The sequence below is a fragment of the Flavobacterium supellecticarium genome, from assembly GCF_004801375.1.
In the GTDB taxonomy this organism is placed as follows: Bacteria; Bacteroidota; Bacteroidia; order Flavobacteriales; family Flavobacteriaceae; genus Flavobacterium; species Flavobacterium supellecticarium.
The window spans coordinates 21,147-47,933 of record NZ_SSNZ01000003.1; the positions used below are offsets into that span (position 1 = coordinate 21,147).

Below are 26,787 nucleotides of genomic sequence, written 5' to 3' on the forward strand. Positions count from 1 at the left end.
TAATGGCAACACAAATTTACGAACTGGATTGGGACGATACGCCCGCGGGAAAATTCAGATTATCCAAACCGGAAATTGTCGCGTATGTTCGGCATTTCGGACAAGACACCAACGAACTGCACGAATTCCTGACGCGCTTCGACTTTGAAGAATGGGTTTGCATGGAACTTTTTGTCGACTACATATACGGAAAATCGACTAAAAGCGGTGAAGTGGGAAGTGATGCCGTGCAGTATCTAAATATCGTTTCGGGTACTTTTTTTACCGAAGAAGCCGAACTCGCGCTTCATAATTATATCGGATACAACAACAATAGATTTGAATACAATTACGATGGATCACCACCATTCGCGACCTTTCCGGATTGTCCGCTTTGGGTGATCCAGATTACGAATCAGGAAAAACAGGCGTCGAGTGCGATTTTTTTCATGCCGGCAATTTGGTGGAAAGATGCGAATATGACCAGCGAATCGTATGTCGACAGTCATTTTACCGTGAATTCGAAATGGAACCAATGGTATAATGACCCTTTCGGGAAAAACCAGCATCAGAATAGGTATTGGAGAAACCGAATCGGAAGTTATTCTCCGAATTTTATCGCGCGCGAAAGCGGCTCGACAATTTTATTTAATAATTATAAAATCCATTTCGACGCTTTTAGAAATCGATTGCTGATACAGGAATCGCAATTGGAAGCCATGTCTTATTACAATTTGTCGGATTTTAAAACCGAACATAAAACGCAGAATTTCCTTAAAGATAGCGCAAACGGATTTATCGAAAGTTCGGCTGATGGCTATCGTTTTTATACCGAAACAAAACTATTGGTCACTGATGCCGATTTTAACGTGATTTCAGAATCGGCTTCCAAAGTGGTCAATGTTTACGAAGATGATTTCTGGAAAGTCGTGCTTGATAACAAAGGTGTTTTGATGACGAAAAAGGAATCGGGAGACGAAAAACGTTTTAAATATAGCGAACTTAAACTGACGACTTCGGCTTTTTCGAACAACCCGGATAGCTTGACGATTTATGTGAATGCGAACCGTTCGGTGATTTTCTTCGGAAGTCAGCTTTCGATTGTTGATACGTCGTTTACGGTTACGAACCTGAATTTGGACAGTTTGTTTAAAAAAGAAATTGCTCCGTATTATTACGATAACGGCCAAAAAAGACAGCTTGTTGCACTTTCTGCCGAAAGACAATTACTACTAACTAATAACGGTGTTTTCGAATTGGGAAGCGACGAAAAACCAAAATTGATCAACCAAAAGCTAAAGGAAATCACGGGCGAAGTTTTGTTTTATAGTGCGGTAAAAGACGACGCTTTAAACGGAATCTGGTTTGTGGCTGGTATCGATCGTTTGGTTTTTACCGATGTGAATTTCGAAAAAGGCTATGTGTTTAATTTCACCGAACAAGACCTTACGGATAAGTACTTCAATGATTACCGTTGGAGTGAGCTCTTTTTAGATCGGGATGGGAATTTATGGTACTCGCTTTTTGGACCGGAACTTAAAAAAATCGCCAGAAAGGAACTCGAATCGAAAGTAAAAACAGCAGTTGCCTACGCTCCAAAACAACATAAAACGCACTAAAAAAGAATGGCTACACAAATTTACGAACTCGGGTGGAACGATACGCCCGCGGGAAAATTTAGGTTATCCACACCGGAAATTGTCGACTATGTTCGGCATTTCGGACAAGATACCAAAGAACTGCACGAATTCCTGACGCGCTTTGACTTTGAAGAATGGGTTTGCATGGAACTTTTTGTAGATTATGTTTACGGACGAGTAGACAAAAGCGGTGAAGTTGGAAGTGATGCCGTGCAATATCTAAGTATCGTTTCGGGGACTTTTTTTACCGAAGAAGCCGAACTCGCGCTACATAATTATGTGGGATTCAACAAAAATAAATTTGAATACAACTACACCGGATCGCCACCATTCGCGCCGTTTCCGGATTGTCCGCTTTGGATTATCCAGATTACGAGTCAGAAGAAACAGGCGTCGAGTGCGATTTTTTTCATGCCGGCAATTTGGTGGAAAGATGCGAATATGACCAGCGAATCGTATGCCGACAGTCATTTTACAGTAGATTGGAGAGGAAACAAGTGGTATAATGGCTCGTTCGATAAAAACCAGGATCGGTGTACCTATTGGCGAAATCGAATCGGGAGTTATGCGCCGAATTTTATCGCGCGCGAAAGTGGTGCGATAATTCCGTTCGTTTACCGTGATATTCATTTAGATACCTTTAGAAATCGGGTTTTTATACCGGACTCACGATCGGAAGAGATGCGTTATTACGATTTGTCGGATTTTAAAACCGAGCATAAAACGCAGAATTTCCTTAAAAATAGTGAGCTCGGATTTATCGAAAGTTCGGCCGAAGGGTATCGCTTTTATACCGATACAAAACTATTGATCACCGATGCGGACTTTAACATGATTTCAGAATCGGCTTCCAAAATTGTTAATAGTTACGAAGACGATTTCTGGAAAGTAGTGCTCGATAACAAAGGCGTTTGGATGACGAAAAAGGAATCGGCAGAGGAAAAACGTTTTAAATATAGTGAGCTTAAACTAACAACTTCGATCTATTCGAATAATCCGAATAGTTTGACAATTTATGTGAATGCGAACCGTTCGGTGATTTTCTTTGGAACCCAAAATCTGCTTTCCATTGTCGACACTACATTTACGGTTACGAACATGAGTCTGGATCGTCTGTTTAAAAAAGAAATCGCCCCGTATTATTATAATAACCGCCAGGTAAGAAAGTTTTTTGCGCTTTCTGCCGAAAGACAATTACTACTAACCGATACCGGCGTTTTCGAATTGGGAAGCGACGAAAAACCAAAATTGATCAGCCAAAAGCTAAAGGAAATCACAGGCGAAGTTTTGTTTTACAGTGCGGTAAAAGACGACGCTTTAAACGGAATCTGGTTTGTGGCCGGTATGGATCGTTTGGTTTTTACCGACGTGAATTTCGAAAAAGGCTATGTGTTTAATTTCACCGAACAAGACCTTTCGGACGAACACGTCAATTCGTACCGTTGGAGCCAGCTCTTTTGGGATCAGGATGGGGATTTATGGTATTCGCTTTTTGGACAGACACTTAAAAAAATCGCAAGAAAGGAATTGGAATCGAAATTAAAAACGGCTATCGCTTTCGGAAAATAAAATATATGGAGACACAGGAATTACCACAGGCTTTTCAAAAAGGACTTTGCTGATACTATTACCAGATTTTATACAATCCGACCAACCAAAGACAAAATATTATGGGAAAAATGACGCTTAAAGAAGCCCAATCCATTCTTAAAAAACACAATCTCGAAGCCGACGGAAAACACCTTTTTGATGCTTTTAACAATTTTGAATTATTGGAAGCGTTACTGGTGGCGGGAGCAGACGCAAACTACGTTGAGACCCAGTTCAACGTTCCGGTACTTTCACTGGCCTATAGCCGACAAGAATATACAAATTTCGGATTGCTTCTGGAATATGGTGCGAATCCCGATGTGCCTTCAAGCGTGTTTACGAATCGCGAACCAATTATTTTCGAAATTGCGAGTCCACAAACAGGGGTTGACGGCTTTCTTTATCTTATGATCAAAGCTGGAATCGACTTGAATCAAATGCATCCGGAATCGGGATATACCTTGTTACAACACGCTGCAAGCCGCTATTATGTGTCGCTTGAAAACCTTGAACATCTGATCGAAAAAGGTGCTGATCCAAATCTGCCAAACCGGGATGGACAAACGCTTTACGACTTGATCGACAGCGAAAAGATCAAACTTGATAAACCGGTTTTGCTTGCCTTAAAGAAACACCAAAAAGGTTATGTCGAACGTCCGATAGCATTTCAGATAGTTGCACCACCCCAAAAACCGGAATGGGACACTTATTTTTCGTGTCCCCGTGGTTCGTTCCGGGGTGTAAAAGTGCTCGATAAAACGGAAGATACCCTTACTGTTAGGATGTTTCGTACCGAGCGACACGACATCGATTTCCCGAGAACACATACTGATTCGTTGAGCATCATTTTTGGACTTCTGGAACATTCGAAAACGCCATCGGAATGGAAAGATGTGGTTTCGGTGTTCCATTTCGCGGGTAATCATGCTGCTTTGGCACGCCATTATATCCAATCGCATATCGTATCGGATTTCAATCTGACGATCCACGCCGACCTTTGGGAAGAGAAAAATTATAAACCTTTCGACGATATGTCTGAAGAAACGCGTGAAAAATTACAGCAAGCTACAATGACGATTACCGTAACCGAACCGGAAATGCTCAAAACGATCGAAGTAGGAAGCTGGGCTAAAATCCCGGGATTCAACGTTGCACCGCTTTGGTATCTCGAAAACAAGACGACTGCACAGTATTACTTTTTTTATATCAGTGGTGGTGGCAGATGGATCGCAAAAGAAGGCGAAATCGGTACGGAAGCGAAAGGAAAAGTCATCGGTGGCATTGCCAGCGGCGGGTATTATAAAGAAGAATATATTCGGGCAGAAGCGTTCGTTTCAAAGAAATTTGAGGAAGGATTTGAACTCGTCTATAAAAATTTTGATACGGCTTACAACCTTGAAGAAGAGATTGAGAAGGCAGCAAGGGAAGCGAAAATAAACGAAAATAAAAATCAGGATTACAGTGAAGCAGCATTTGAAGCGTTAAATCAAAAAGATGTTGAAAAACTGGCCGAAATACTCAAAACCGGGGTTCATCCGGATACACTAAAAGACAATTATGGAAACAGCATGCTTGAAGCTACCGGAGGGGCCTACTATCCGGAAGCGTTTCATCTCGAAATGCTCAAGCTTTTGCTGGCTTCCGGAGCGAATCCTAATATGGCCAATTATAATATACCGCTTATCCATAAAATAGCCATACGTTCCAAGAACGAAATTACCGATGAAATGGTGCGACGTCTTGTGGAAGCCGGTGCCGATGTAAACGTTATTTCATCGAGAGAAGCGCAATCGACATTACAGTGCGCCTGTCGCGGAGGAATGCTTTGGTTTGTACAATACTTGCTCGAAAACGGAGCCGATCCGAATTATAAAGATAATGACGAAGAAAGATCCGCGTTGCATTATGCTTTGGAGGCACAAAGAAATGCTACTGCAATAATCGATTTGTTGCTTCAGTACGGAGCCGACAAGAATTCGCTTTATACATTTTATCGTTACGACAACGCATTTGAAAGAGCTGGAACCCTGGAAGCCGTTGAAAAACTGATCGAAATGGGATTCGATATCAATATGCTGAATGGTCACAAATACCCGGCACTATTTAAAATCGCCGAATACGGTTCGGTGAAAATGTTTGAGGCTTTCCTAAAACGGGGTGCAACTTTCGAACTGCATCAGATTTTGTATAATATCACAGTACGATTCAGGATGAATGATAAAGCGGTCATCGAAAACCAGATTCAAAAACTGCGTATTCTGTATGACCTGGGATACGCGTTGATTTCGATTACGGACAACAATCCGCTCCAAACACTGGTTGAAGATAATCTTATCCGACGCAAAAAAATTGCTAAATGGGAAGAACAAGCTTTGCTTGATCTTTGGGAAATGGATTGCGCACCAAGACGTTTGCACAAACTCAACGAACTGAACGAATATCTAACGAAAGTGAATAGCAAGCCAATGATGGAGAAATGCCAACAGTACATCGCCGAGATTCAAGCGGCCTTAAACTAATACGAGAAACGATTCAAATGGAAAACTATTACGCTAAAGTCGTCGACATATTCGAGAGGCAATTTGATATCCCAGTTACCGAAGACGGTACGGTTCAGATATCGAGTGCGCTTAAAATAAAAGCACTGGAAACAAATGCGCTTAAGGTTTTTTGTCGCAATAACGAACTACAGACGCTTATTGCGCCCAATGCGATTTCGGTTGGATGTAATAAAAATAAACTGACATCGCTACATCTCGAAAATGCCGAAAGTGTGCATTGCGGTGAAAACAAAATCACGGAATTGTATGCGCCAAAAGCTACGGTCGTGAAATGTTATATCAACCAATTGACGGAATTACGGCTTGACAGTGCAGTCGAAATCGAATGTTACGGAAACAATGATTTGACCGTTATTTACGCTCCGAATTTACGCAAGATTGATAAATTTGAAAATCTGGTGCAAACGGAGAATTTTGCTTCGCGGAAAGAAATCGACATCACGCTTAAAAATCATTTCGATCGCAGAAATCCGGAAGGCTATACAACGGAAACCTTTGATCTTGAGGTTGCACTCGATCTAAACAAACCCAGAACAATCGATACGGTTAAATTCGTCATATCAATTTACGATCCGGCGGTGCAATTTGAGGTTTTCCTGATGGAATTAAAGGATCAATTCGGTCAGCAGGATAGTATTGCAAAACAAATCGAACTTCCTTTTGAAGTAATTCAACCGATGCATTTTACCTTTTCCGTTCCTATTCGTTCCTGCGATACGGGTACGAAAAACCTGCTGGACATTATTCGGGAAACACCTGAAAGTGAGTGTTTGTATGAAAGGGAATTCCATATTGATGTGACGTGTTATCTCGAATCCCAAAACACACAGGATAAAATTTTTACCAAGACGTTTGTAATTGATAATCCGTTTTATGGTCGTTACCAATGGGAATCGGATACATTTTCCGAACCGGCAAAAATTTTGCAAGACGAGAAATACCTACCGGAAGCACTGATAAACGTTTCGGACGATCTCGAAGAAGGGTTACTGGAACTTTTCGAATTACACAAAGGCGCTATTGCGGAAATCGCCGGATCGGTGGATGGGATTTCATACGATATCCTGCCACACGAACGCTATGCGGCTGTCTCCTTCAGGACTACTGAAGACGAGGAAAAATACAGTCCGGCCGATTGGGAAAATTATAGTTTGTTGGAGTATAGAAACTGTAGGTCGGAGAAATTCAAGGTATTTTCGAAAAGCTTATTTCAATTGTTTTTTGAAATCCAGTCGAGTTCGGATGATTTTGAAGACATAGAAGCGCGCATTAACGATTTGTTACTAACAGCAATTGCCAAAGCGGTTTTGCGTCCGTCGGTTGCTGAAAAATTACGCGATTGCGGGATTTCCAACGCACCAATACTTACGGACACTTTTGATACAACCGTGGAATACATTGTTTCCGTTTCCGAATATGGAGACGATCCGTTTAATTACTGTGAATCGGTAATTTCGAATACCGATACAAAACCTGCGGACAAACGTATCCGCCTTGATAAATTTTAAGATATGAAACAACTCAGAACCCGCGAACTGCTTTACGATGGAATGGAAGGCGAATCGCTTTACAACGAAGGCCACGATTTTTTCGGTCGTAGTTTTACGATAACGGAAATCATACGAAATCCATTCGCCAGACTCAGAAGAAAAATCGAAAATGAGGCCTATGAACAAATTATTTCGGATGCCGGATTTACAAGTGTACGCTCGTTTTTTAAGCATTTGGAAGAAACGGGAGAAGTACAGTATCGTTCCCAAAACGGATTGTCGTTGTATTATGTGACGCACCTGCATATGCTATTTGTTTTTTCGTTTGGCGAAATCCAGCCGGCACGCTATCAGCTGTATTGCGAAGGCGTTTGGGAAATGTATATGAATCGTTACGAAGATACACCCTAAGTTGTGATACAGAAAAAGCCTGTAAGTACTACTTTACAGGCTTTTATTTGACGTAATGTTTCGAGTTGTTATCGCTTAATCATTTTTTTGGTAAAGGAAATACCATCAGGAGTCGTTATTTTTAAAATGTAAGTTCCAGCAGCGAGATCAGCAATGTTTAGCAAATTGCTTTGGCTGGAGGTTCCAACAAATCGCCCATTTAGGTCAAATATATCTACTTGTTTTATTTCTTTATCGAAATGTACCGTTGAGGTAGCCGGGTTCGGGTAGAAGTTAAAATTGGAAGCCGTTGCCGGATTGTTAAGGCTTAAAACGTTTTCTACACTCACTACATTTTTAAAAGTCGAGCCCCAAAGTCCCTGACTGTCTTTTAAACGGATATTAAAAACATACAGCCCAACGGTACTTGGAACCGGTACACCATTGGAAAGGAATTTTTCATAGGCACTGTTGAAATTTCCGTCAACGGCTACAATAGGTGTTCCGTTGCCATAACCGGGATCGGTTCCCCAGAAATATTCCCCTTGTACAATTTCAACAAGTCCTTCGGTTACCGAAGCTTCAACATTAACAACACTAGAAAAAGTGGATCCCCATAAATTTTGGTTGTCTTTAAAACGGATGTTAAATTTGTGTAGACCAACACCCGGCAGGTTGATGCCCGAAGCGGCAATTTTTTCGAATGCACTGTTAAAGTTGCCATCGGCGGCTGCAATTGCAATACCGTTGCCTTGTCCCGGATCGGTATCCCAAAAATATTCGGCTTGCGATATAGCTACTTGTCCCTGAACAAAGTTGGCTACAAAAAAAGCGATTACTATATAAAGTCGTTTTTTCATTTTTTTACCTGTACATTATTTAGAAAAACCAGAACCTGAAACATTTAATGGCGTACCGGTTGTGATTTTTCTCGGTACGTTTAAATAATTTATTTGCGCTCTGTTACCTGCGTCTGCTGGCCAGTAATTACTCCAACTGTTGGAACCGCCTCCGTTTCCGGCATCATTTCGGGTCAAATCCAAATCGGTGTATTCTACTGCCGGTGAACCTGCATTTACATTGGCACCGCTAACACTTTGATTGTTGGCATTGATGGTGAAATTTCCCGAAGTATTTGATCCCTGATTGGTAACATTGTTTAAAGCAAAAGATCTTTGCGACATGTTGTAATAGGCCGATACCGTTGCATTGGTGTTGTAATTATAGATCAGAAAATCACCGCCAAGTGCCAATACATTATTGTATATCGAAATAGTTCCGGTATTTCCAGTGGACAGATTGATTGTAATACATTCCCCATATTGACCTCCGCCGTTGGTTTGTGTATCGGCAACATTATTGGCGATTTCATTGGTACTTCCGTTTTTTACACCCCAAATACTGATGGAACTTTGCGGAAGGAAGTTGTTTAGAATTTTAAATGTATAGTTTCTTTGGTAATTGGTAATGCCATAACTCACAAGATTAGCGATAATGTCTACACCATCTGTAGCCAAACTGGTGTCGTCCGTATGGGTTACAAACAGCGAACCCAAAGTATTACCAGTGCATCTCCCATGCGATATAATTGTTTCACTATCTACCGTACATCCGGAAATATTGGCCGTCGCATTGACCTGACCGGCATCTAAGAAACTTAAAGTAGAATTGAAAATATTTAAAGTGGTTCGGCCTCCGGTTGTGGCGCCGGAAATCGTAATACTATTGGCAATGGCATTGTGAAGGGTAACGACTCTTCCTGCCAGTGGCGTTATGACAACAGTTCCCTGTAATTTGTATTTCTGATAATTGGTTTCCGAAACAAAAGTCAACGACTTATTGATCGTTATGTTTTCAACATAAGCGGCATTTGCAGTTTTGGGTTTGATAATGATTCGGTCTCCGTTTGTTGCGGCTGTAATAGCGGCACTCACGGTTGCATAAGCACCATTCGCTCCGTTTTCCCGAACATATAAATCGGCAGCAGAGGTTATTGTCGTAAACAGACTGGCGATGGCACTAAAAAGTACTATTTTTTTCATTGCGCTTTTTTAGGAATTGAATTTTAGTTGAAGGATAATCGGTTTGTAAAAAGAGTACCATTATTTTTTCACGGGATTCAAATGAAGGGTAAAAAAATAATGGTAAAGAGTACTGTTTTTATTTTTCCAGTTTCATCCAGAAATAATCGTTCCAACCTTCAATCAGTCTTGTTGGATCGGTATTTTTAGTTCTGTCCTGCTCCGGACTTTGTACGATTCTTTTGTCTTTTACAGCAAAGCTATATTTTCTCGGTTTTGCTTCCCCTTCAATGGATAGTTCCACTTTATAAGCACCGTCCGTAAGGTTGGCAAATTTGAATTCTCCCGGTTTGTCTACCAGTTTTAAAGCACATCGGTATTCATTCCATTTGGCCTGTTCTACCTGAGCTACATTTGGTGCTCCCGTTCCGTATTGTTGTGCAAATGGCTTGTTGTCTTTTAGAACTTTTACGCTCCATTTTACACTTTTATTGGTTTTTCGGCTATTGGCCGGATCGGGTTTGAATTCTTCATGGTTAAGATAATATCCGAAAACCAGATTACCGGATTCATCATAATTCATATAGGCATAATCATTCCACGGACCACGGGTTACGTACATTTCGTTCATCGTAGCGTAAGGGTCAGAGTTGGTCAGTTTTTGAATTTCGAAATTAAACGAATAGAACATTTTATCACCCGCGATAAAATCAAGTCGGTAGTCACCCGTACCCCATTTTTGTACATCAATTTCAGTTCCACCAACCCATTCGCCATCGCGCTTGTATCGGCTGTCAGGAGTATTGTATTTTATTTTTTTACCATCGTCAAATTGTTGGAATCCGTCATATTCGAAGTAGGTGATATATTGATCCCCTTTATACACTTTAATTTTTAGAAATTCGGCCTGGTCATGAACGGTGTTTACGGTAGCGCCACTAGTTGTTTTGTTGGGTACAAAAGTAGCCGTATATCCTGAAAATCGGGTTAGACCACCTGTTCCTATTGATGTTCCGTACAATAAGGAATTAAAAGTAACGGCCGGTGTCTGTTTGTACATATTCCAGTCCAGTTTTAAGGAAGAAGTTCCGCTGGAAGCACCGCCTTTATTTTTTACCTTTTTGGCAACTTTTTCACCTGTATTAACAACTTCTTCGGCTTTTTTTGCAGTTTCTACGGCATTATTCGCCTGATTTGCAGTATTTCGGATTTTGCCTAAAAGCTGCGCATTGGAGCTGGTAATCGAACCAAGCAATAGTCCAATGATTACTAATTTTTGTTTCATTTTTTTCTGATTATTGGTTGAATGCAAGACCTTAATTCGGAATTACGATGCAATAATAAATCAAAGAAAAATGAGAATTTTGACGAATGAATATCTGTTTGCTTTTGGAAGATATTCGTAGAAATTGGACGAAAATTCGTTTTAGTACTATTTATACATGAAGGTTTTCTAGCAAAACCAGAAACTCCTCTTTTTTTCGTACGGAAAGGGGAATGGAAGTCTTGTTTTTCATAACAACCGTATTACCGCCATCCGATTTAATATAATGGTCGAAATAGGCCATATTGATCAGATGCGATTGGTGGGTTCTGAAGAAATTATGGGGTGCCAGCATCGTTTCGTATTCTTTCAGATTGGTCGAAACAATAAGCTTTGGTGCATTAATAAAATTAAAAGTAGTGTAATTTTTATCCGATTCGCAATGCACGATATCCTGAATATTGACCGAATAAATACGATCGGCTGTTTTAAGAACCAATTTTTGTAGATTTTTGGGTCTTTCCAGATTGCTAAATAAGTTGTTGAGCTTTATGTCAAAAACTTCCTTGCTAATCGATTCTTCCGCTTTTTTAACGGCTTCCACCAAATCGGCCGAATCCAAAGGTTTTAGCAGGTAATCAATAGCTGAAAAACGAAAAGCCCGGATGGCAAAGTCTTCGTAACCTGTAATGAATATTACTTTAAAATTAATAGGTTGTAGCTTTTGAAGCAAATCAAAACCGGTTCCGTCGGGCATTTCCACATCGAGAAAAACAATATCCGGCGCCAATTGTTTGATAAGGCTTACTCCTGATGTTACCGAATCGGCCTGGCCAATAATAGCAATATTGGGACAGTTTGATTTTATGGTGGCGATATTTTTCTTTCGGATGGTTTCAATATCGTCAATGACAATAGCTTTTAACATAGGTAATTAATTTTCGTAAATGTAAGGGATTTCAAAGAAAACTTTAGCACCCACTATATTGGTATGCTGATCCAGGATATTATCGGTTTGCACCAGAAAATCCTGATTTTTGGTATAGCCAATCAAACGTTCTTTGGTAATGGTCATCGCCAATGATTTGTGATTAGTTGTTTTTTTGTCGGTTTCAAATCCTTTTCCGTTATCGGTGACTTCAAAGAATAATTTGGATTCCTTCAGATAAAAATGAATGGTGATCATACCCTCTTCCGATTTGTTGCTTAAACCGTGCTTGATCGCATTTTCGATAAACGGTTGCGTTAGCATTGGCGGTAAAAAGATGGTTTCCGAATCAATTGCGTCTTCGATAGAAATGGTATAGCTGAATTTATTGTTGTATAAAAGTTGCTGAATGGCCAGGTAATTTTGTGTCATTTCGACTTCTTCCGCCAATGAAATATAGTTTTCGTTGGAGTTTTCCAGAATCTGACGTGTCAGTTTTGAAAATTTACTCAGATAATCGACAGCTTCTTTGTCTTGTTTATCCTGAATTAATCCCTGAATGTTATCGATAGAATTAAAAATAAAATGCGGATTCATTTGTGTAACCAATAGTTTCTGTTTGATCTGGTCTTTTTCGAGTATCGTAATCGCTTGTTTTTGTTTGGTATTTCGATAGTAAAAATAACCACCCAAAAGGAACAATAAAAGCGCTCCCGAAAGTCCAATGAGCCAGTTGTTTTTAATAGCCGTTTTCTTTTCGCCTTCGAGTTTAATAGCGGCTACTTTTTTGCCCTGAACTAACTTCTGGTTCAATGTTTTTTTCTCAAAATCGTATTTCAGCTTTTGTTGTGCCAATTTATTTCGGGAGGTTTCCTGTGCCGATTTCTTTTCGTTTTCCAGCTTGATGGCCGCTAATTTATTTTGTTGTTCTAATTTAACAGCGGTTAATTTCTGTTGTTGCAGGATTTTTTGCTGCAGTTCTTTTCTTTCAAAATCATATTTTAGCTGTTGTTGTGCCAACTGATTTTTTGAGGCTTCCGTATTGCTGGAATCTTTTAGAACGATCCAGGCTTCGTACATTTTAAGAGCCTTATCATATTGTCCGCTTTGTTTGTAGGCCCGATACAATAAGTTACTCATAGCGGTTCTGACGTCAATATTTTTTAATTTTACAGCCAAAGCATAAGACATTTCAGCGTATTCAGCTGCTTTGGTATATTTTTTTGATTTGTTATAGATTCTGGCGGCACTCGCATATACGCCTTGTCTGGAAAGGTCATCTTTGCATAAAGCAAATGCCTGATCCAGATAGATTTGTGCCTGAGCACTATCTCCCATGTCATTACTGGAATTGGCCAGCTGTACCAATATCAGTGATTCTGATTGTGGATCATTGTTCGATTTTATGACCTCATAGGCTTTAAGATAGCTATTATGAGCTTCCGATAATTTTTTTAGTTGCGTGTAGGCAACACCTAAATTGTTGTTGAGAACAGCAATGTCATGTCGGTCACCGATACTCAATTGTGAGGCCGGGACATCATAATAAGTCAGGGATTTTTTTAAGTAAACAATTGCTTTTTCCCAATCTCTTTGTGCCAGACAGGTTGTTCCGATTTCCATTTCAACTTGAGATATTTCCATTTTACTTTTGAGACTTTCATAGTACTTAAGCGCACTAAAAAAGTTTTCAAATGTTTTGGGCCAATCGGCTATTTTACGATAGTAGACACCTTTACCAACTATGGCCATGGCCATGGTTTTATAATCTTTTGTTTCTTTCCAATATTTTATAGCCAGATCAAAATGCTCCGGCGCTTTAGTATCACCATCTAAGATTCCTTTTTTGGCGACGTTGTAGTAATATACTCCGGCGGCATCCAGATATTTTAACTTTACCTTCGGATTGAGATTGGTCAATTTTAATCCTTTTGAAAAAATAGGGGGTAATTGATTGTAATAAGCAATGTGCTGTTTGCTCCACGTAACCGAGTTATCCATTCCATCAAGAATCGTATTTATTCGTACCGTATCACTGATTTTGGGATTGGCGAGAATTTTATTTATGGACTCAATTGTCTTATCCTGAGCATAACCAGCCGAAGAAATGAAGAAAAATACAATTACAATGCCAAGCCAGGTAGTTTTAAACATAGTGGAATTTTGGAGGTTATAAATTCGACGTTAAATGTAAGTAATAAAAAAATAACTTTTTTAGAAATAAAGTACCAAATTCACTGCTTTACTGTTACGTGTTTGTACGTAAAATTTTAAATAATTATACTGTTTTCGAGATGTTAATTTCAATAAAAACAGATTCATTTTTTTGTTGTTAACTCTTGTGAAAAAAAGAATGTAACACTACGAATTTTCATTGTGATGCAACTAAATTGTTATAAATGGCTACAAATTTTCATTTGCCCTTTTTATTGTAAGATTAAACTTTATCTTTAACGTATATACTTATAACCTTAATCTTATATCCCTTTATAATGGATGCCAAAAAACACGAACTGATGCGCACCATAGGCGAAGCCTATAGTCCCTATCTTGAAACCGGTAAATCGTATCATAAAGATGTTACCAAAAGTACCTACGGCGCTCAAAGCAGTGCTATATATTATACCAAAGACGGTATAAAATACAATCATAGCACAAAGCTTTCTGAAAAAGAAAGAAAGAAGTTAAATAAAGAATTACGCGAATTAGGCGATAAAATAGATGCGTTGCGTGGCAGTGCCGACCTTTGGGATCTTTATAGCGACCTGCCCGGAAATACGAAGGTGCGGTTTACTTTTGTTAAAGATCAGCCGGTAGCGATGCAGATATATGGCGTGGCCGAGCTTATTTCGGATATCAAAGAAGAACTTCTTGAAGAGACGATGAGAGTTACCGATCAGGGCGCTTTTAAAAAAGCTACGGGTATGGGGGATTTTGTAGAACAGGCTGACGAGATTAATATTACAGGGAACTATAGCGTTGTGTTTGAAAACAAGACGTTTTCTAGTGATTCTTTTTATGGACTAGGCCTTGATTTGTTGAATACGGCTCTTGATGAACAACTACAGCGTATCTGGTTTCATTTGGAGGACGACAAACTTACAGTACAAACCGAGCCGGCATTCCCCGAACATGGTCTTCATCCTATAGAAGATGCTTCTGTGGATTTAGACCCGGCCTTTGCCAGAAGAAAAGAAGCAACTGCTGAGGCGATACGCCTGCGTCATGCTTTTTTTAATTCGTTAGGTACCTTGCATGATGAAATATTGTATCTGAATATTGGTGGTTTCCGGGATCACAACTGGCCAGGCTATACTTCGGGAACGATAGCCGCAAAATTTCGTGTGATTTATACCAATAATACAACGATTGTAATCACCGACGGTCTTTCGGATATTTATGCTGACGAGCGCGAGGATAAGGAATTGCTTTACAATGGGACAGGAGCGGAGTACTATCTGGAATTTGACAGTATTGTACCGTTCTATAAAGTAAGGGATCATTATGCGCTGGCTTTACTCAACAGTGTAACACAAGTGGCTTTGGGGCATGGCAAGTTTAAGGAGTTGATTGAAAAATTTGAATCGCTTACACTACAATTCGGTGATGCCGATGTGGAGACCTGGGTGATCCGGGATAATGATTCCAATGATAAGGCGGATACCTTCTTTAATAAAACGCAGTATGATGGCAAGAAACCTTTTGGTACGTTGTTGACCCTTGGATCGAAAAACCTTCCGAAACACATCCGTTTGAATATTGAAGATGTTGCATTGATCAGCGTAAAGCCGTTCGGAAAAGAATGGTTTACTAAAGATAAACTTTTGAATTCGGATGAAGCAGTAAAAACGGCTACCCGTATGAACATGATCCAAGCATTTGAAGCAGACGGGTCGTTGAATACCATACCGGTTTCGTACGTATAACAATCTTTAACAAACAAAATTGAGCTATAATACAATGCACATATGCAACAGGAACCTTTATTTATAACAGATGTCACCATTGGAGGCGAAATCCATAAGGCGAAAATTTTCGGAAATGTCGATAAAACAACCAATTTTATTTATTATACCTTTCAATTGAGTGATGGAAGGCGTATTATGATTTCTAAATTTGACGGTGATAAATGGCTGATCACAAATACTAATGACGGTACTGATGACCTGGCAGAGCAGCTGGGAAAATTAATTGATACCGAATAGCCTCCTTTGTTAATTCTGATTTTATAAAAAAAACGCCCGTATATAACGGGCGTTTTTCGGTAATTGTATTACTGTTTTAGTAAGGCAATATTCTTGATATGAAAAAGGCTTTCGTATTTAGTAGTCGAAGATCCCCATTCGTTTGGATAGGAGAAGCTAATGGAAAGCGAATCCACGGTAACGGCTCTCCAATGATCCGGATTACTGAAATCAAGATCCCGGTGTCCGTTAATATGGTTAATCATAAATACGCCACGTCGGGGTTCGTCAAAAATAATGTCTTTTATACGCACCACTTTTCCATGCATTTGGCCCAGGCTGTATAAGGCAAGTACTTCCATACCATCCAACGAAAATTCCACTTCGTAGTCATCCGAAAGAATCAGTTTTCGTCGCTCCGGCGTAAACTCAATTTCTTCATCTTCGCCTTCTAATGCGATGACGTTATTATAAATACTATCGCCAGGGGTGTCTTCTTCCTCGTATTCCAATTGCTGTTTGGGTTCGTTATGATAGACCTCTATTTCCTGGGTAAGGGTAGGGTCGAATAAATCCAATGTTTCCTTCACATCCACTTCTCCTTCAATAAAAAAGGTGATACCATTGGCTTTGGCACTGGCTGGCGTTTGGCCACCCCATTCGGCCAATGCGGCAGGAACGTCCATATCTTTGATAAAAAATCCGAAAGAAACATCGCCCTCGGCTTCTAAAGCACATGGGAATACAGGGACGAATTCACCGTTGCGTTCTGTACGACCGCAATTTTCAGGGTTGCTGATGTCGGTCCCCAATACGAGTTTTTCTTCCGTACCGTTTACAGTACGTTTGGCATAAAAAGTACCTTTTGTACCGATAATGGTCACGGCATCTTTACCGGCTTTTACATTTATAGTAGCTTTGATCATCGGATCGAAGTACGGCCATGGGGTCTCTACCCATTTATATTCCAGTTTTACGCCGGTAACACCCACCATGCTTTTAATTTTGTCAAAAAATCCCATAATTATTTATCAAGTTTAATTTCTTTTCCGTTATCTGAATCTTTAAATTTTCTGAATAATCAGCGGTCTGTTTACGCTTTATACCGACCTTTATTTAAGAAGCTGGATTGCTTTATTTTTAATTGGTATAAGTACTGTGCCTTTATGGAACATAACAAGCTAAAATAACAATAAAAATTATTTCTACAATACCGTGATAAAAAAGTTATCGCTAATTTCTTAATTTAATAAAGAATTCGTAATTTAAAAATGTGAGGTATAGCGGGATATTATAGCAATCCATAGTGTATGATAAATTTTTCGGTTTCGAATCGTTCCGACAACTGTTACTTTTTGTATCGGATTCTATTCCCTGAAATCGTAAACTTTTAGACTCTAAACTCTTTTATAAGGGTGGCGTCTATGGTTTCGATATCCCGTTATAGTGTGCAAATTACGACTTAATAAGATGTCTGTATTTGTAAATGATTATTCGTAGTTGTTTGTTGAAAGTTCGTAGGCGATTGTACTAAAAGCGTCCTGTTAGTCATCGGTAACGTACTGTATTTCCAACTGTGTCATTACACTGACCGTGCCATCTTCGAGGGTTATATTTTTTACGGTTACCGGAGCCCCAAGCCTTTCTGCGGTTATGCTTATATCCCGCGATTCCAAAATACGTTGTTGCTCACCGGGTTGTAACGGTCCGCCGGAGTCGCTTACGCAAATCAATAGCTTGTTGTCTTTTAACAGTAATTGTACGGCAATCGAATGTTGGTTGGAACCTGTTATTCTTTTTATGGCATTGCTAAGCAACGGCTGCGTGAGCATTGGTGGAAGGTAAATGGCCTCGGTATCCATACCGTCGTCATCAACCGTAAAATTAAAGCCGCCGGGATAAAGCAACTGCTGAACCGTGAGATAGTTGGTTATCATGGCGATCTCTTCATCCAGCGAAATAGAATCGCCCGTACTGCTTTCCAGTATCTGTCGGGTCAGACGGGTGAATTTGGAAAGATAGGAGGCAGCTATATCCGGCTTGTCTTCCCGGATGAGGTTTTGTATGCTCGCGATCGATGACGTTATAAAATGGGGACTCATTTGTGTGAGTAGTAATTGCTGGCGTAACGTAGCACTCTTTTGGGATAGCAGTAGATTTTTCCTTTTGTTAAACCGGTACAATACCAATGTAACGGTAACCAGAAAAAGCGTTACAGCTACCGAAATGCCTATTTTTACGTTATTGCGGAAGCTTACTTGTTCCTGTTTTACCCGTTGTAGTTCGCGCTGCTGTTTAAGCAGCTTGTTTAGCGTTTCGACTCTTCCGGTTTTAAAGTTAAAGGCCATCTTATCGGTCGTAATTTTTTTCTGCGCGGCATCGTACTGTTCTTCAAGCAATTCGTGTTCCTTCAGATAACGGGAAGCGGTTTGAAAACGGTTCATCGCAAAATACAGCTCACCAAGGCAAAAGGCAGCTACCGAAAGCTGGTCGTTGTTATTGGCGGCTAAGGCATCGCGGTACACGAGCTTTAATTGATGTTCTGCTTCTTTGTACTTTTTGTTAACGGTACATATGTTTCCGTATTGGATACGGTTATCGTTCACATCCACTTTGTCATACTGTAACGCAGCCTGCAAAGCCATCCGGAAATAGTGTTCGGCAATTTTGGTGTCATATACTGTAGTATAGGGTTCGATATAGCATTGCCCCAACGAATTGTAAATGTTATCCAGGTTGTACAATTCCGGTATTCTTTGTGCCAAAACCAACGCTTCTTTTAGCATGGGTATAGCCCGCGCGGTATTTATTTTTCGGTATACTTCTCCTTGTCGCCAAAGCGCCAGTTCCAGTAGGGTATCTTTTTTTAATGCTCTTAAAGCTTTTACAGCACTGTCGGCATAGATCATCACGTTGATTAACATTCCACGCTTTCGCCAACATGTTTCAAGGTTCATCAGACTTTTGGCAACGGTCTCCTTATCGTCTTGTTTTTGGAGGACTTCCACACATTCTTCACCAAGTTTTATCGCGGTTTCGTAATTAGCGGTTTCGGTATACAGTGATGAAAGGTTATACAGACTCTGGCCTAGTTTTTTGGCGAACTTGTGCATTCGGCTAAGGGCTATGGCTTTCTGAAACAGCGATTCGGCTTTTTCAAAATTTCCTTTTTCATTGTAGGTCGTTCCCAAACGATTCAGAATGTCGACCTGCATTTCGGGCGAAGTTTTCCCGTTATTATGTTGTCCAATCACTGGCTGCGGTAAAAACAACAGGAAACAGGAAACGAAGTATACAATACAGAATTGCTTCATGCAGGGTTGTTCTTTATTTTGTATGGAATCGCAAAACGGCTAACGGTGCCTTTTACAATGCCGTTATCAATGATGTTGGCGATTTCAATCGTCTCCTGTGTGGCATTGAGCCTTTCGGATGTAATTTTTGTAGCCATAGACCGGTGACCTTCTCTTGTTTTTCCGCTAAGGCCTTTTCCGTTATCTGTTACTTCAAAATAAAGCTTGTTGCGCTTTTTATAGAATCGGATTTGTATGCTGCCGTCTGATTTTTTTCCGGCGATTCCGTGTTTTACAGCATTTTCGATAAATGGCTGCGTGAGCATCGGAGGAATGAAGGTTGTTTCGGTATCAATCCCGTCTTCTGCGATGATGTTATAATCGAAATTATTATAAAGCAGTTGTTGTATCGCCAGGTAGTTCACCGTCATGTTGATTTCTTCTTTGAGACTGATGTATTGTAGCGAAGAGTTTTCCAGTATCTGAAGGGTAAGTTGTGAAAATTTCGAGAGATAAGCAACAGCTTCGTCATTTTTATCTTCGTAAATAAGGTTTTGTATGGTATCGACTGAGTTGAAGATAAAATGCGGATTCATTTGGGTAAGCAGTAATTGCTGTTTCAGTTCGTTGTTTCTGTTGGCCGCGATGGCTCTTTTCTGTCTGAAGTAAAAATATAAAAATATCAGAAGAGTGATCAACACGAGAATGGTAAATATAAAACCGAACAGGAATACGTTCTTTTTGGCATTCGCCTGTTGTGCTTCAATTTTTTGTGTTTCGGAGGTAGCCTGAAGAAGGCTGTTTTGCAGTGCCAGCTGTTCGGTATCGAATTTTACCGAACGGGCTTCGGTATTGGTAAGCATTGCCTCACTCATCAATCCCGTTTTGGCTTGTACCGCTTCTATTCGGTAACGATACGCCTGTTCGTAGTTGCTTTGTTTTTCATATAATTCTGCCAATAGCCGGTTGGCCAGAACATAATCTTCGCTTTCCTCGTCTAAGGGTTTTAACGCAATGCATTGCTCCAAAAAAGACTTCGCTTTTGGAATGTCGTTACCGGAAAGATAGCATTCTCCCAAATGCTTTAAAATGCGCATCCGGATATCGACATATCGATTTGTTTTTTCATGGGCCAATGCCGCGCGGTAATACTGTTTTGCCTTTTGGGAATTGCCGAGCATGGCATGGCAAAAGCCCAGTTGGTCCATTATGTAGGCTTTAGCATTATAAAAACCGGTGCCGGTCGTTACGGCAAGCGCTTCAGATAGTGCTTGTAATGCTTCGGCATATTTCTTCTGGTGGATAAAAAAATCGGCATAAAGTACCTTGGCCGTAGCCGTGTTTTCTTTTTGATGCGTGTTTCTTTTGAGAATATTTAGTGCTTTATGGTGATAACCGGCTGCTTTGGTGTAATCTTTTTTTAATCCGAAGATCTGACCCATTACGCTGTAGCAATAGGCAATACCTATGGAGTCGTTAGACAGGCACATTCCTTCAAATGCTCTGGTAACCTGATAAAAGGCTTCGTCATATTGCCGGGATCTGACATAGGCTTGTGCGGTGCGATAGGCCGACCTGTCCCGAAGTGGCCTGTCGGCTACCATAAAGGCGACATCTACATCCATTTGCGCAACGGCAGCTTTGTAGTTCTGTCCGGCTCTGTTGTAGGTATCGGCCACATATTGTAGTGAGTCGATGTGTTTATAATTCTGGGCATAAAGGAGACCGGCCGCATCGAAAAGAATGCAGTAAAATATATATACCCATTTGATTTTAAGGTTTTTCATTATTTCCGGCGCTTCGGGTTTTTACAGCTCTTGCAATTAAAACTATAGCCGGGTAATACTGTTATTAGGTAGCATTACCCGGCTATAACAATGCTGTCGTTTTACGGTTCCAAAATTAACACGTTGCATTAGTTTGTTCTTGTATATCCTTTACCCAGCTTTTCGTTGATCAGCTTGTCGCGATCCTTTTCGGCTTTTTGCACGGAATCCAGTTCTTTTACATTTTTTTGACCGGCGGTTCCTGTTTTTCCATAGGTAATATTTAATGTGGCGCCATTCTGTATAATCTGCCAGAACTTATCGCTTTTGGCATCTTTATAATGAAGTAGTACTGCTTCGCCTTCTGCCACTTTTATTTCCGATTTATAATAGGAGGAAAGGTTCCATGCCGCGGTCTCATAACGCATTTTTTCTCTGAGGTGATACAGGTATTCCGCATCGGCAACTTCAAACTCCAGGGTGTACAGATCCTTTTCAAGCTTCCGCTTTACAGGTTTCGATAGTATTACCTTGTTGGCAACATCAATTACCTTTAATGGTTCGCTATCAAATTGTACATAATATTGACCGTTAGACATTCCGCTGGCTGAAACTTTTCTGCCATATTGCAACGCCAGTTCTTCGTTGTGTTTTTGCGAATATTCACGATCATTTCTTTTTTGTCCTTCCTCCGGTGTGATGTCGAGCTTCATACCGTCGTTATACTGATGCATAACATCGTATTCGTCTTTTCGCGGATGTTCGGTTACCAGTTTTTTCCATTCTTCCATTGGAATCGGAAGTTTATTGAAATAAGGTCTTTCAATGTGTCCCGTTTCAAGTAGTATTTGCAAAGCAAAGTCTTTAGAACCGATATCGCTTCCCGCATCGGGATGGTCTACGCGAACTTCTGCTGTTACTTTGGTTGCTTCAATATTTTTTACCGTAATTGTATATAGTGTTGCCATTTTAAATTATTTGTAGCGCTAAGGTATAGAAATATCCTGCGCTACAATTTGTTAATGAAGATTCGTCGGGAACAAATGTATATTTGTTTCTGAAAAATTACATTCCGTCCATTTGACGTAAAAATGCCTCGCGTTGTTCGTCTTCCAGTTTTTCGTAGGCTTCGGCTTTTGCCTCGTCCTGCGGTACGCCTTCACCATAGCGATACATCAGACCCAGGGTTTCTGTTGCCCGTACATTTCCAAGCTGCGAAGCTTTGTCATACCAGGCTATCGCTTTTTCCATATCCTGCGGCATGTTGTTTCCAGTGGCATAAAAAGTACCCATATTATAGCACGCTCTGTCACTGCCCGCATTGGCCGCTTTCAGGTTCCAGTTTGTTGCCGTTTCTGCATCGATTTCGGTTCCGATGCCGGTGGCGTAATAGACGTACAGTTCAAACATGGCATCGGCATTGCCTAACGCAGCCGATTTTTGATGGTAGTCGAACGATACGGTATAATCCGGAGACAACCAGGATTCGCCGTTGTAATACAGCAGTCCCAGTTCGTACAACGCAGGACTGTAGTCTTTTTCGCCTAGCTCTTTGTAGATGTCAATATATATACCGAGCGTTTCTTCCCCAAAGTAGGGCATTGATTTCATCGATTCGAAATAATATTTTGTATCTCTGAATATTTGTTCGTAAGTGTATTTGCTAAAAGCAGCATTGCTGATTATCGCTTTTAATTCGTCGTGAGCAATACGTTCCATATTTTTTTGATTGGATTATTATTTTAACGCTTCGAAATTTTTTAGCAATTTGTTGTATTCTTTTTTGTCAGACGGAGACGCTATCAGTGCTTCAATTTTTGGAAGCTGTATTTCGGCATCGGCTTTACGTTTGTGGTAAACCAGGAAATCGCCGTAATTCCAGTTGTTAAGAAAATACGATTTAATAGCAATACTTTCTTTGTAATGCGTTTCGGCATTCGCCAGGTCTTTATCCATAAGGTAGCAGGAAGCCAACTGATCATTTAGAAACGCTTTGTCAGTATCGTCCCATTCTTCGTTGAGTGCGTTCCGATACACATCAATTGCGTCCTGATATTTGCGACTCATGATCAGCTTCCCGGCCGTATTGATAAAAGGTATTGTTCTGCTGCTGGTTTCCGGAAATGACGAACTGTCTGAAGTAGTAGCATCCGATATGGAAATCTCACCGTTAAAAACAGAATTTTTCAGATAGTTAACCAGTTTTTCATCAGTATTGGTTTGATCAAAGAAATTTTGTAGTGGTTTGTAGTTACCTTCGTTGAGAACCACATTGGCATTAACAGAATTGCTAAGCTTGTCATAAAGCGGATCGATAAGTTTGCTACCCGAAATATTCATCTCGGCAAATACCTTTCTCAACAGATCCAATACCGCGATAAGGTGGACTTTCTGCTCGGGTTTTATGTGGTTGTCATAGGGGATTACAAAGGCTTCTCCCAAAGCTCTTAAGGACGCATTGATTTCGCCGTCGTCAAATTTTTTCTTTGCATCGATCAGTTTTTCAGGTGCTTTTTTCAGATTCTTTTTTGAGGTGAACAACGAATAAATAATCAGGAGTGCAATCGCTCCTCCTCCAATGTAAAAATAATTCATAGTTAATTTAATTTATAGTGGTTAATGAGATGGTTTTTAACGCCATCAGGTTGGAATGATGAGTCTTGCAAAAATAGACGGATTATTTATATAGCCAAATATTTACAAAAAAAATCATAAAAATTTTATATAAAGAAAAGATTCCGCTATTTCTTAGGTTGGATGAGTCGTTTGTGGAGATCTGCATTTCGGTGTTGGATCATCCAACACATCTTGGGTATATCCGGGTTGTTTTGTTCTAAAACCGAATGTGTTAAAAGAGATTAAAATATCTCTCTCATTTGTGACTTACTCTATATTTGTGCGAAATCATTCAATCATTAAACGCAGTTAAAATCAAATGAAGCATTACTATCTTACGTTTCTTCTGTTGCTTTCGGCTTATGGCTTTTCACAAAACCGATTACCGGTGATCAAAGCGAATGCCAAAACAGCAACAATTCAGGAAGTGGGGCAACCTCTAAAGAAATGGAATTTAAGTCCGGAAATTAAAATCGATGTTTTTACAACCAATAAGTTGGTAAAACCGGTTATGGTAAAATTTAAAACGGATATCGATTCCATTAGTTTTAAATTAAAACCCGGGCAACAAAAAGATTTTATTGTTTTGCTCAATGGAAAGGATTCCTGTTATACCCGAATTCAAAGTCCTGAGGTGAAAAATTTTAGACGTGTACAACCGGAAGTTCACGATACGATTCCGTTTGTGATCAACAAGTACAATACCAATTCGATCAAAGTGATGTTAAACCAAACCGATACGTTAAATCTGAATTTCGATTCGGGCGCTACCGAAGTGGTGCTGATTGAAGAGGCTTTAAAAAACAAGGTGAAAAGTAAACTGGACCTGTATAATACACTGCATGACATTAAAGTTGGACGCAGAACGTACCAATCGAAGGTTTACGATATTCAATTGGCAGGCCATGGTGTCGACGGTCTTTTAGGCTGGGATAATTTCGACGGTTATATTGTAGAGCTCAATTATGATAAAAATATCATGGTGGTGCATTCAAAATTGCCAAAAGCCGTAAAACAAAACAAAGCGGTTGACAAGTTTAAAATGAAATATTTTAATCAGGTATTTTATATCGAAGGCCAGATAACACAAGGCAAGACGACCGTAAAAGACTGGTTTATGTTTGATACCGGATATCAGAAAACGGCTGTCCTGGACAATGATCTTTTAAACAAGTCGAAATTCCCGGTTGCTGAAATGGCAGTAATCCGAACCGATACACTTCTTGGTATAATGAAAAATAAGATTCCGGTGGTAACTTCCAAACTGGAAAGCCTGAAGCTGGGAAAAAACGAATTGAAAAATGTTCCCGCTCAGATTTTAACAACCAACAAACCGGTACGCGGTGCCAATGTTCATATTTTAGGGAGTGATGTTTTAAAGCGATTTAACACCTTTTTTGACTTTCAGGAAAATGTAGTTTATTTACTGCCGAATCAGTTGTATGAGGCTGACTATATTGAGAAAGCACCCTGAGAATTGGATTATAAAAAACGACCCGTATAGGTGTCGTTTTTTGTTTTTACAGTGTTTTTTTTAGGATAGCAACACTTCGGGTCAATTCGTCTTTCGATGCCGAAGCAAAACCCAATCGGATCGAATTGCTGCTGTAATCCGGATATTGATGTGTTTTTCCATCGGAGATTAGTAAACCTTTTCGAAGTGCTTTTTGAGCCAAAGATTCCAGATTGATGGAATCGGCAAAAGTTGTCCAAACCGTCATGCCGCCTTCCGGAACAGTAAATGTTACAGCATCGGATAATTGATCCGTAAGTAAACCACAAAATAAATCCCGTCGTTCTTCATAAATAGCAATCGCTTTTCGCGTATACCGCTGTAGTGTTCCGTCCTGTAAAATAGTAGCCATCGCATTGTCGAGCATATGATCGCCTTGCCGGTCCAGTAAAATACGCACCTGTGCCAAATGTTCGATCACGTTTTCCGCACCTACCAGATAACCCATTCGAAAGGCTGGCGAAAAACTTTTGCTAAAAGAACCACAATAAATAACCATTCCGTTTTCATCGGCACTGGCTAAAGGTAATAGTGGGCGGTGTTTGTAATGAAAGTCAAAATCGTAATCGTCTTCAAAAATGATAAAACCGTATTCATTGGCCAGTCGTAATAACTCCAAACGCCGGTCAATACGTAGAGAAACGGTTGTTGGATAATGATGGTGTGGTGTTACATAAACCATTCGCACTTTTTGTGTCCGACATATTTCTTTTAATGTCTCTACAACGATACCGTGTTCGTCAACCGGAATGCCGATATGCCGCGCGCCGGCATGAAGAAAATTATGATCGGCTCTTTTCCAACCGGGAATTCCGGAAACCACCACATCGCCGGGGCGAATCAGAGCAGTACAAACCAGATTGATGCCCATTAAAGTGCCCCGAACAGAAAGAATATTCTGAGCGGTTGTTTTTAAACCACGTGTTGTGTTGAGGTAATCCGATAAGGTTTCCCGGTAATATTGCGGGCCGGCTGGGTCGTTATAACTGCCAAACCGATGGTAAAGTCCGCCTCGCGTAAGTTGGTTACGATAGGCGCGGTATAGTTCTTTTAAAGGCGCCAGACTCGGATCGGGATAACCATCGTCGAGATGAAGTTCCGGAATAAAAATATCGGTAGCTTTATCCGGATAGTTTTGAAAGGGAATACGAAACCCCGCTTTTTTTATAGCCGGATTATGCCGACTGCTGGTTAGTGTTTCCGGTTCATGATCTACAAGATGTGCCGAAATAAACGTTCCCCGACCAACAAAGCTTTCCAGCCATCCTTGCATTTGCAGTTCTTCATACGCCTTACCCACGGTGATCCGGTTAATCTGCAATAGTCCGGCAAGATCTCTTGTAGAAGGTAGTTTCTGACCCGAACGGAGTTTATCGGTTTTGATACAATCGAGTAGGATATCAGCCAGTTGTAAATATACCGGACGTGCTATTGAATGATCAAGAGTTGTGTTTTCGAATAAAGAATGCAGTATTGGACTATCCATAATAATAGTATTGGATGATAAAGATAATCCAGTAACGGTTTAGTTTTGTCATCACAAAAGAATAAT

General features: G+C 40.2%; 20 protein-coding genes. 8 read left to right on the plus strand and 12 right to left on the minus strand.

The genetic code is table 11. The features are described from left to right. Positions 1-2: 2 nt before the first annotated feature. The 5 genes from E6C50_RS09280 (at position 3) to E6C50_RS09300 (ending at position 7,671) form a co-directional block, all read left to right on the plus strand. The gene (locus tag E6C50_RS09280; RefSeq protein ID WP_136402958.1) at positions 3-1,598 is read left to right on the plus strand and encodes a hypothetical protein; all 1,596 of its coding nucleotides are present in this window, start codon (positions 3-5) and stop codon (positions 1,596-1,598) included. 6 nt (positions 1,599-1,604) lie between these two features. Continuing rightward, positions 1,605-3,188 (plus strand): hypothetical protein, encoded by a 1,584-nt coding sequence (locus E6C50_RS09285; RefSeq protein WP_136402959.1) that lies wholly within the window; start codon positions 1,605-1,607, stop codon positions 3,186-3,188. Between the two features lie 101 nt (positions 3,189-3,289). After that, positions 3,290-5,728 carry an ankyrin repeat domain-containing protein gene (locus E6C50_RS09290; RefSeq protein WP_136402960.1) on the plus strand — a complete coding sequence of 813 codons (2,439 nt, stop codon included), beginning with the start codon at positions 3,290-3,292 and terminating at the stop codon, positions 5,726-5,728. Between the two features lie 17 nt (positions 5,729-5,745). Beyond that, the gene (locus E6C50_RS09295) at positions 5,746-7,278 is read left to right on the plus strand and encodes a hypothetical protein (RefSeq protein ID WP_136402961.1); all 1,533 of its coding nucleotides are present in this window, start codon (positions 5,746-5,748) and stop codon (positions 7,276-7,278) included. Positions 7,279-7,281: 3 nt separating this feature from the next. Then, positions 7,282-7,671, plus strand: coding sequence for a hypothetical protein (locus tag E6C50_RS09300; protein ID WP_136402962.1), 390 nt, complete (start codon positions 7,282-7,284; stop codon positions 7,669-7,671). Positions 7,672-7,739: 68 nt separating this feature from the next. On the opposite strand, the gene E6C50_RS09305 is transcribed toward E6C50_RS09300, so the two are convergent. From E6C50_RS09305 to E6C50_RS09325, 5 genes are all read right to left on the minus strand, one after another. Next, entirely contained in the window at positions 7,740-8,510 is a 771-nt protein-coding gene (locus E6C50_RS09305) for a T9SS type A sorting domain-containing protein (protein ID WP_136402963.1), read from the minus strand. Between the two features lie 15 nt (positions 8,511-8,525). After that, the gene (locus E6C50_RS09310; protein WP_136402964.1) at positions 8,526-9,692 is read right to left on the minus strand and encodes a hypothetical protein; all 1,167 of its coding nucleotides are present in this window, start codon (positions 9,690-9,692) and stop codon (positions 8,526-8,528) included. A 118-nt stretch (positions 9,693-9,810) separates the two neighbouring features. Further along, entirely contained in the window at positions 9,811-10,956 is a 1,146-nt protein-coding gene (locus E6C50_RS09315; protein WP_136402965.1) for a hypothetical protein, read from the minus strand. A gap of 151 nt (positions 10,957-11,107) precedes the next feature. Continuing rightward, positions 11,108-11,863: a LytR/AlgR family response regulator transcription factor gene (locus tag E6C50_RS09320; protein WP_136402966.1), complete on the minus strand. Its 756-nt coding sequence runs from the start codon at positions 11,861-11,863 to the stop codon at positions 11,108-11,110. 6 nt (positions 11,864-11,869) lie between these two features. Further along, positions 11,870-14,017, minus strand: a complete 2,148-nt coding sequence (locus tag E6C50_RS09325; RefSeq protein ID WP_136402967.1) for a tetratricopeptide repeat-containing sensor histidine kinase — start codon at positions 14,015-14,017, stop codon at positions 11,870-11,872. 338 nt (positions 14,018-14,355) lie between these two features. Here E6C50_RS09325 and E6C50_RS09330 point away from each other — a divergent pair, with 338 nt between their 5' ends. Both E6C50_RS09330 and E6C50_RS09335 read left to right on the plus strand, forming a co-directional pair. After that, positions 14,356-15,789: a hypothetical protein gene (locus E6C50_RS09330; protein ID WP_136402968.1), complete on the plus strand. Its 1,434-nt coding sequence runs from the start codon at positions 14,356-14,358 to the stop codon at positions 15,787-15,789. 42 nt (positions 15,790-15,831) lie between these two features. Next, positions 15,832-16,068 (plus strand): hypothetical protein, encoded by a 237-nt coding sequence (locus E6C50_RS09335; protein WP_136402969.1) that lies wholly within the window; start codon positions 15,832-15,834, stop codon positions 16,066-16,068. A 68-nt stretch (positions 16,069-16,136) separates the two neighbouring features. Here E6C50_RS09335 and E6C50_RS09340 read toward each other — a convergent pair whose 3' ends face one another. The 6 genes from E6C50_RS09340 to E6C50_RS09365 form a co-directional block, all read right to left on the minus strand. Continuing rightward, positions 16,137-17,069: a hypothetical protein gene (locus E6C50_RS09340; protein WP_136402970.1), complete on the minus strand. Its 933-nt coding sequence runs from the start codon at positions 17,067-17,069 to the stop codon at positions 16,137-16,139. Between the two features lie 522 nt (positions 17,070-17,591). Next, a complete protein-coding gene (locus E6C50_RS09345; RefSeq protein WP_136402971.1) occupies positions 17,592-19,361 on the minus strand; it encodes a tetratricopeptide repeat-containing sensor histidine kinase in 1,770 nt (589 codons plus the stop codon). After that, positions 19,358-21,127 carry a tetratricopeptide repeat-containing sensor histidine kinase gene (locus E6C50_RS09350; RefSeq protein ID WP_136402972.1) on the minus strand — a complete coding sequence of 590 codons (1,770 nt, stop codon included), beginning with the start codon at positions 21,125-21,127 and terminating at the stop codon, positions 19,358-19,360. Before E6C50_RS09350 ends, E6C50_RS09345 begins: the two co-directional genes overlap by 4 nt. 128 nt (positions 21,128-21,255) lie before the next feature. After that, positions 21,256-22,074: a WGR domain-containing protein gene (locus E6C50_RS09355; RefSeq protein WP_136402973.1), complete on the minus strand. Its 819-nt coding sequence runs from the start codon at positions 22,072-22,074 to the stop codon at positions 21,256-21,258. A 97-nt stretch (positions 22,075-22,171) separates the two neighbouring features. Then, the gene (locus E6C50_RS09360; RefSeq protein ID WP_136402974.1) at positions 22,172-22,825 is read right to left on the minus strand and encodes a tetratricopeptide repeat protein; all 654 of its coding nucleotides are present in this window, start codon (positions 22,823-22,825) and stop codon (positions 22,172-22,174) included. A gap of 18 nt (positions 22,826-22,843) precedes the next feature. Then, the gene (locus tag E6C50_RS09365) at positions 22,844-23,701 is read right to left on the minus strand and encodes a tetratricopeptide repeat protein (protein ID WP_136402975.1); all 858 of its coding nucleotides are present in this window, start codon (positions 23,699-23,701) and stop codon (positions 22,844-22,846) included. Between the two features lie 340 nt (positions 23,702-24,041). Here E6C50_RS09365 and E6C50_RS09370 point away from each other — a divergent pair, with 340 nt between their 5' ends. After that, positions 24,042-25,196 carry a pepsin/retropepsin-like aspartic protease family protein gene (locus E6C50_RS09370; protein WP_136402976.1) on the plus strand — a complete coding sequence of 385 codons (1,155 nt, stop codon included), beginning with the start codon at positions 24,042-24,044 and terminating at the stop codon, positions 25,194-25,196. A gap of 46 nt (positions 25,197-25,242) precedes the next feature. Here the strand turns inward: E6C50_RS09370 and E6C50_RS09375 are convergent, their stop codons facing one another. Further along, a complete protein-coding gene (locus E6C50_RS09375) occupies positions 25,243-26,721 on the minus strand; it encodes an aminotransferase-like domain-containing protein (protein ID WP_136402977.1) in 1,479 nt (492 codons plus the stop codon). Positions 26,722-26,787 lie beyond the last annotated feature (66 nt).

What these genes read in the sequence shown, in the direction of transcription:
- E6C50_RS09280 (WP_136402958.1), top strand. Translation starts at nt 3, where the DNA reads ATGGCAACACAAATTTACGAACTGGATTGGGACGATACGCCCGCGGGA.
- E6C50_RS09285 (WP_136402959.1), top strand. Translation starts at nt 1,605, where the DNA reads ATGGCTACACAAATTTACGAACTCGGGTGGAACGATACGCCCGCGGGA.
- E6C50_RS09290 (WP_136402960.1), top strand. Translation starts at nt 3,290, where the DNA reads ATGGGAAAAATGACGCTTAAAGAAGCCCAATCCATTCTTAAAAAACAC.
- E6C50_RS09295 (WP_136402961.1), top strand. Translation starts at nt 5,746, where the DNA reads ATGGAAAACTATTACGCTAAAGTCGTCGACATATTCGAGAGGCAATTT.
- E6C50_RS09300 (WP_136402962.1), top strand. Translation starts at nt 7,282, where the DNA reads ATGAAACAACTCAGAACCCGCGAACTGCTTTACGATGGAATGGAAGGC.
- E6C50_RS09305 (WP_136402963.1), bottom strand. Translation starts at nt 8,510, where the DNA reads ATGAAAAAACGACTTTATATAGTAATCGCTTTTTTTGTAGCCAACTTT.
- E6C50_RS09310 (WP_136402964.1), bottom strand. Translation starts at nt 9,692, where the DNA reads ATGAAAAAAATAGTACTTTTTAGTGCCATCGCCAGTCTGTTTACGACA.
- E6C50_RS09315 (WP_136402965.1), bottom strand. Translation starts at nt 10,956, where the DNA reads ATGAAACAAAAATTAGTAATCATTGGACTATTGCTTGGTTCGATTACC.
- E6C50_RS09320 (WP_136402966.1), bottom strand. Translation starts at nt 11,863, where the DNA reads ATGTTAAAAGCTATTGTCATTGACGATATTGAAACCATCCGAAAGAAA.
- E6C50_RS09325 (WP_136402967.1), bottom strand. Translation starts at nt 14,017, where the DNA reads ATGTTTAAAACTACCTGGCTTGGCATTGTAATTGTATTTTTCTTCATT.
- E6C50_RS09330 (WP_136402968.1), top strand. Translation starts at nt 14,356, where the DNA reads ATGGATGCCAAAAAACACGAACTGATGCGCACCATAGGCGAAGCCTAT.
- E6C50_RS09335 (WP_136402969.1), top strand. Translation starts at nt 15,832, where the DNA reads ATGCAACAGGAACCTTTATTTATAACAGATGTCACCATTGGAGGCGAA.
- E6C50_RS09340 (WP_136402970.1), bottom strand. Translation starts at nt 17,069, where the DNA reads ATGGGATTTTTTGACAAAATTAAAAGCATGGTGGGTGTTACCGGCGTA.
- E6C50_RS09345 (WP_136402971.1), bottom strand. Translation starts at nt 19,361, where the DNA reads ATGAAGCAATTCTGTATTGTATACTTCGTTTCCTGTTTCCTGTTGTTT.
- E6C50_RS09350 (WP_136402972.1), bottom strand. Translation starts at nt 21,127, where the DNA reads ATGAAAAACCTTAAAATCAAATGGGTATATATATTTTACTGCATTCTT.
- E6C50_RS09355 (WP_136402973.1), bottom strand. Translation starts at nt 22,074, where the DNA reads ATGGCAACACTATATACAATTACGGTAAAAAATATTGAAGCAACCAAA.
- E6C50_RS09360 (WP_136402974.1), bottom strand. Translation starts at nt 22,825, where the DNA reads ATGGAACGTATTGCTCACGACGAATTAAAAGCGATAATCAGCAATGCT.
- E6C50_RS09365 (WP_136402975.1), bottom strand. Translation starts at nt 23,701, where the DNA reads ATGAATTATTTTTACATTGGAGGAGGAGCGATTGCACTCCTGATTATT.
- E6C50_RS09370 (WP_136402976.1), top strand. Translation starts at nt 24,042, where the DNA reads ATGAAGCATTACTATCTTACGTTTCTTCTGTTGCTTTCGGCTTATGGC.
- E6C50_RS09375 (WP_136402977.1), bottom strand. Translation starts at nt 26,721, where the DNA reads ATGGATAGTCCAATACTGCATTCTTTATTCGAAAACACAACTCTTGAT.